The organism is Endozoicomonas sp. SESOKO2 (genome assembly GCF_024606245.1).
Taxonomy (GTDB): domain Bacteria; phylum Pseudomonadota; class Gammaproteobacteria; order Pseudomonadales; family Endozoicomonadaceae; genus Endozoicomonas_A.
Genome location: NZ_JAHHPQ010000098.1, coordinates 1 through 6,512 on the forward strand (window position 1 = coordinate 1; position 6,512 = coordinate 6,512).

General features: G+C 46.8%; 4 protein-coding genes. All 4 read left to right on the top strand.

Annotated features, from left to right (window positions below; genetic code table 11):
* Positions 1-156: 156 nt before the first annotated feature.
* Positions 157-1,551: a hypothetical protein gene (locus KDK17_RS02595; protein WP_257254911.1), complete on the top strand. Its 1,395-nt coding sequence runs from the start codon at positions 157-159 to the stop codon at positions 1,549-1,551.
* A 106-nt stretch (positions 1,552-1,657) separates the two neighbouring features.
* The gene (locus KDK17_RS02600; RefSeq protein ID WP_257287272.1) at positions 1,658-2,905 is read left to right on the top strand and encodes a hypothetical protein; all 1,248 of its coding nucleotides are present in this window, start codon (positions 1,658-1,660) and stop codon (positions 2,903-2,905) included.
* 424 nt (positions 2,906-3,329) lie between these two features.
* On the top strand, positions 3,330-4,550 hold the full coding sequence (locus KDK17_RS02605) for a hypothetical protein (protein ID WP_257287273.1): 1,221 nt from the start codon (positions 3,330-3,332) through the stop codon (positions 4,548-4,550).
* A gap of 346 nt (positions 4,551-4,896) precedes the next feature.
* The gene (locus tag KDK17_RS02610; protein ID WP_257254908.1) at positions 4,897-6,288 is read left to right on the top strand and encodes a Ran family GTP-binding nuclear protein; all 1,392 of its coding nucleotides are present in this window, start codon (positions 4,897-4,899) and stop codon (positions 6,286-6,288) included.
* Positions 6,289-6,512: the final 224 nt, after the last annotated feature.

Below are 6,512 nucleotides of genomic sequence, written 5' to 3' on the forward strand. Positions count from 1 at the left end.
CGAAAACGAAAGCTTGATGATGCAAAGTCAAGTGATTGATTTCTGCTTGTCATAGACTCAGAAGGCTCTATTTCGAATACCCCTTTTTTGCAGCAGCGGGTTTTTTATGTCTAAGCATGGTGTGTATCACAGATGCAAGGGGCAAAGGGTATAGTTTTGAAAAAACGATTTTTAGTAGCGTTGCTGTCGCTGCTCTCTTTGTCTGTCATATGTCAGGCCGAAACATTGGAAAGACATTTTATAGTCGAACTTGGACAGGATGGATTCTCCCCCGGCAGGACCCTTTCCATAAAGGCTTTACAGCCTGCATTGTCAGGCAACCCTTCATACTATGCCGACACACACGGCTGTGCTGGATCAGATTCTCTGCGAGCTGGCAAACAACACAGACTTGGCGGTTTCGAGGTGAAAACGTCCTTTTTTGAGTCAATCTCGTGGCACTTACTTGACGCCATCACTCTGGTGGCTGTTTACGAACTGGCCATGACCACCCATGACGCCGCTCTGAGTGGCACACCTCATTCATGGATACTTGTCGAAGCGTTTGTCGTTGTCGGCTCGCTTTTGAAAAGCTGCTGGAACCGAAATTCATGGTTGTTTACCCGGACGGATCAACCGGAAGCAAGTCAGGGTGATCCGTTCGTGATGAACATTACGATGCTTTTCGGACAAAGCCAAAATGGCCAACGAGAAAGCCAGCCGTCAGCATCATCCGGACAGCAAGCCCCAGGGGCGACCAGCTTCCGACTTTCAGGCTCTTTCACCAGTCCCCCTGATTCCGACTCTGGCGATGGAAATGAAGGTACTGAACAACATCAGCATACTCTGGGTTTAGATTGTTATGTAGATTCCTGCCGAGGCTTTTGTAAGCTCCGACCATCATCCTACGGCAGAGAGTCCGCTGAATGGGCGCTGAATTGGGAAGAAAGTTCGACAGGGCAAAGTCCTCATGTGATGACAGAAGTACAACCCTTTCAGCAACAATCCCATCTATTTACGATTGATATCAACCCGACAAATCATTGGCCCTCTTTGCACTCAGCGGATTCGGGGGCCGTTGGTGCAACTCGCGCTGATGGGCGTGAGTACATCGGGCAACTCACCTGTGACGTGAAAGAGGTTGGGCAGGATGACAAGGTGCGGTCATGCGGGACGGTCTGCAAGAATGCTACGGCTCTGAAGAGTCATAAAAAAAGAGACCACTGGACGCCACTTAAGTGGTTGATTGATGACATCGAAGAAATGGGAAGAGACCAAGGCTACACCAAACATAAATTTTGTGGCGACATAGTGGTCCGGATGGATGGCACATGGGATCCATGCTGGGTCTCCTTTGATAATGATCAAGCCATGATGTCTCACAAAACAGAATACCACTTCTGGCCAAAAAACTGCGTTCAGTCAGTGCTTGGAGAGAGAGGTCTGCAGTCATGCGGAAAGGTCTGCCGCAATTCTGAAGAGCTAGCGTATCACATAAGAATGCATCGAAAACGCAAGTTTGATGCCCGGCGGGATGATGACCCCAGTCATTCAGAAGAAAGTAGAGACTGATCCGGCTTCCTACCGGACTAAAACACGCTTCCTTTCTTGATCTGTCGCCTTCCTGATCTATCTTTCCCCTCTCTACTAATCAAAATGAAAATGAAAGGATAGAATAATGAGACTCCCGCTCTCGACAGCGCTAGTGTTGCTGCTTTTTTCGTTTTCTGTCATCTGTCAGGCCGAAACGTTGACGAGAAGATTTGTTGTCGAGTTTGAACAGACAAAACAGAGTTTTTCTATAAAGCGCGACCCGAATATGTTACCAGGCGACCCATCAGTCATTCCAGACACAAATGCCTTGGCAGGATCAGATCTGCCATCTGATTACAAACCACCCAGAGTTGGCAATGACGAAGCAAAGAAGACAACTGTTGATTACATTTCGTTGCGCTTGCTCTTCGCCACCCATCTGCTGGTTGCCTACGAACTGGTGCTGGCCACCAATGGCGGCTCTCCAAATTCCAAACCTTATTCATGGGTACCAGCAGAAGCGTTTGTGGCTGTCGGCTTGCTTTTGAAAAGCTATTGGAACCCCGATTCACCACTCTATAGCCCGACTGAAGAACTTGACCTGCTTGAGCAACAAGTTGAGCGACGAGAGGCGATTCAGGATCACCCGTTTGCAATCACCACTATGATGCTTCCCGGCAATGGTCAACAACAAGGTCAACAACAAAACCAGAAAGCAACATTATCCGGGCAGCAAGTTTCAGGGATGGCAACCCATACAAGCTGTTTCACCAACTCCCTGTCTTTCGGCTCTGGCGGTGGTCACGAAGGCCCTGGACAACATCAACATACTTTGGGTTTAAATTGTTACGTTGATTCCTGTAGTGGCGTTTGTAAACTGCAGCAATTATTCGCCGATGGTGAATCAACTGAAGGGTTACCGAATTCCATAGAAAATTCGACAGAACACGCTCATCATGCAATGACAGAAACACAACCCTTTCAACTATACGCCGATGCATTTACGTTTACGATGGAGATCGACCCAATAAATAACTATACACTGAGTGCAGGAGCGGCCTTTGAAAATGATGCGGCCGGGTCAATTGACTACGAGCCAGTAACCTGTGGATGCGGGACGATCTGTATTAATTTCAAGGCTCTTTTAAATCATCAAAAAAGAGATCACGGTAGTGGTAGCGGACGATCGGAGCAACGTAAGTATTTAAACGCTGTTTCCAAAAGAAGACGCCAAGAGCCCAAAACGGTCAACCAATCTGTGTCGGCAAACTTCGGGAACGATGGAGAGTTCTTCTGGAATCTTGAAGAGCCCGGGAATTACCAAAGCGTACGCCAAAAAACCGGGCCTGATGATGGGGAACATGACCTCAGTCCATCGAAAGATAAAGAGTGATTCGGCTTCTAAACGGCACAAAACGTGCTTTCGGGAGGGATAGGTATCTATGGAGGCAACTGCAACATGTGACGGCAAATTCGCCGAGTTCATAGTGAAGGTAGATGACATCCGGCAGTGGCTCTAGCCAGCAGTATTCTGGAAGTTACAGTGCCTTATTTGTCAAAGTAGACGTTCCCATCATTCCGGGTAATGTTCTGGAAGACATTTGCCGCCTTTTGCGGTAATTCCCGGATTCGGGCGAATAAAATAGATCGCGACAGTTTTGTAGTGGTGGTTTTTTTACCCGGTGCAACTTTTCTGTCGTTTTTTCAGTTGAAATAAAAACACACTTATTCTATTGATCTATCACTCTTTTGATCTATGTTTCTTCCTTCTCTACAAATCAGAATGTACGTATGAAATAGTGAGAAACTCATTCTTTGTGGCACTGCTGTTGCTGCCAGAGTCATTATCTATCATCTGTCAGGCCGAACCGTTGACAAGACGTGCAGTTGTAGAGTTTCAAGAAAATAATTTGGGGTCAATAACCCAGAGTTTTTCTACAAAGTGTGACATGAATACATTGTCGCTTAAATCGACAGATATTGCTGACACAAATGACCACGCGGAGTCAGATTTACCGCCTGATGCTAATCCACATGGACCTGGCGGTTATGAGTTGAAAACGACCCTTATTGAGTTTATTTCGTGTCAATCGCTTTATGCCACGAGTCTGCTGGTGGCTTACGAACTGGTCCTGAACACTAATGCAGCTTCCGGCTTCAAACCTTATTCATGGCTCCCAACAGATGTGTGTGTCGCTGCCGGCTGGCTTTTGAAAAGCTATTGGAATCGAGATTCACCGCTGTCTGGCTCGATGGAACAATCAGAGGCAAGTCAGTGTGACCTGTTTACGATTACCATTATGATGCTCCCCGGAAATAGCCAACGACAAAACGAACCATCAGAATCATCCGGTCAGAATGCCTTAAGGGCAACCGCCATCCAGCTTAGTGGGTCTATCATCAGTGCCCTGTCTTCTGGCTCTGGCGGCGGTAAAGAAAACCCTGAGCAATACCGGCATACTTTGCGCTTAAATTGTTTTGTCGATTCCTGTCATGGCGTTTGTAGATTCCGACCTTCCGGAATCAGAGAACCCGCTGATGGGTCGCTGAGTTCCGGAAAAAGTTCGACATTACGATCAATGAATGCAGGGGCTGCCAATGGAGCTCATACCAGCGAATTTGTCTGTGACGTGGTGTTGATCACGGAGAATGGAAAGCGAATGCCATGCGGGGCTGCCTTCAGGGATGACGAAAGGCTGTTCGGGCATAAAATGAGAGACCATACCGGGGCACAATTTTGCGACGCGTTAGTGGGCGGAGGGGATGGTGAGGAGCGACTGTGTGGGTGGATCTTCAGTAATATTCCAGGGTTGTGGCGTCACAGAAGAAGATGTCACCGAGATGGATGTGATATCAGACGGTCGCATCATAGAAGAAAATATCATACTGAGCCACGAATTTGTGACGTGATAGTGTTCTCGGATGGCGGAGCGCATCTATGTGGAAGGATCTTCAGTAATAGTGAAGGTTTGGGGAGCCACAGAAGACGATGCCATCAAGATGGCCACCGTATTAGATGGAATGATAGAAGGCGTTGAAAACACAAATGTGTTGATAAGTGGCATCTCCACATACCTTTCGATTTTTTACCGGACAGCAGAAAAGCTTTTGTCTATCCTGTCGTGCCAGACATTGCTTCTGAAAGACATTCGTCGTCAATTGATCTAATGCCGGGGTTCCGGCAAATAAAAAAGCGCCCGATTTTTTCTTAGCGATCTTTTTTCAAGGCTAAGGGTGGTTTGTATACTGCGATCTTCTTCCTTAAGAATTCCTGCCCGGTGACATTTTGGCTTTTGACAGAAAAAGATGCTTATTTTCTTGATCCATCACTTTCTTGGTCTACCTTCTTCCTAAAAACTGCAAGATAAGAGTAACGATAAAGTCATGAAAAACTCATTCTCAGCGACACTGCTGTTGTTGCAGTTCTATTTGTCAGCTACCTCTCAGGCCGACTCACTGACGACAGGCTTTGCCGTCGAGCTTCAACAGGCAAGCTCTCCAGAATGGAGCTTTTCCATAAAGCCAGACCACCCGCATTCATTGTCGGGCGGTCCGTCATACCCTGCTGACATAAACGGTTATGCAGAATCGATTTTGCCGTCTGATGAAAAACCTCAGAGATTCGGTAATTATGGGGTAAAAACGTCCTTTTTTGAGTCGGTCCCGTGGCAATTGATTTATGCTACGCATTTCCTGACTGCTTACGAACTGGTTATGACTGCTCGTGATGCCTCTGGCTTAAAGCCTTATTCATGGATACCTGTGGAAGCGTTTTTGGCTGTCGGCTGTCTTTTACGAAGCTATTTGAGCATTGATTCTCCGCTGTTCAACCTGATGGATCAACCGAAGGCAAGTCAGGATGACCCGTTTGCGATCACCACTATGATGCTCCCCGGAAATGGCCAACAACAAAGCCAAAAACAAAACGAGCAAACAGCATCATCTGCTCAGCAAGCCTCAGGGGCGAAGGCCTCCTTCATGACAGGCGCTATCCTTCCCGTGTCTTCTGGCTCTGGCGGCGGTAGTCAAAATCCTCAACAACACCAACATACATTGGGTTTAGATTGTTACGTCGATTCCTGTCTTGGCGTCTGCAGGCTGCGACCATCACCTGATTCCGGGCATCAGGTTTTCAGCGCGGTGCCGGTGGCAACTTTTAAACTGGCTCTGGTTGGCGACGGTGGTGTGGGTAAGACGACATTTGTTAAACGACACATTACTGGTGAATTCGAGAAAAAATATGTGGCCACAATCGGTGTTGAAGTCCATCCTATTCAATTTCACACTAATCGCGGTCTTGTTCGATTCAATGTTTGGGACACTGCCGGTCAGGAGAAATTCGGAGGACTTCGAGATGGGTATTATATTAAGTCCGATTGTGCAATTATCATGTTTGATGTAACGTCGCGGGTTACCTACAAGAGTGTTCCCAATTGGCACAAGGATCTGGTAAGAGTGTGTGAAGGCATACCTATTGTACTTGTTGGTAATAAAGTTGATATCAAGGACAGGAAGGTTAGGGCTAAAAATATAAATTTTCATCGCAAGAAGAACCTTCAGTATTTTGATATGTCAGCCAAATCAAATTACAATTTCGAAAAGCCTTTCCTCCATTTAATTAAGAAGCTGGCCAAAACTGAACAAATTCAGTTTGTAGAAGCCCCTGCGCTTCTGCCTCCTGAAGTGAGTATAAGCCGGGAGCAGGTCCTTAGATATGAGGCAGAACTCGAACAAGCTAAGAGCGTCCCCCTCCCTGAGGATGATGATGACATATGATGCACCCCTGAAAAACAATCGGCCCGGGACAAACTTCTGCAATGAGGCGCTTCTTGGTTGATGTTATTCTCACGCTGCCCGACAAGACTTTGTTGGTTGCCTGATTAGAGGTGAACGCTTCCTTGATTTTGACAGGAAGTACGTTTATTTGTTGATCTATCCCTCTTCTCTGTAAACCAGAATGCAAGGATAGAATTATTAAACACTCATTCTTTGCGGCAATG

Excerpts from the sequence above, each read along its gene's own strand:
- KDK17_RS02600 (WP_257287272.1), top strand. The coding sequence starts at position 1,658 with ATGAGACTCCCGCTCTCGACAGCGCTAGTGTTGCTGCTTTTTTCGTTT.
- KDK17_RS02610 (WP_257254908.1), top strand. The coding sequence starts at position 4,897 with ATGAAAAACTCATTCTCAGCGACACTGCTGTTGTTGCAGTTCTATTTG.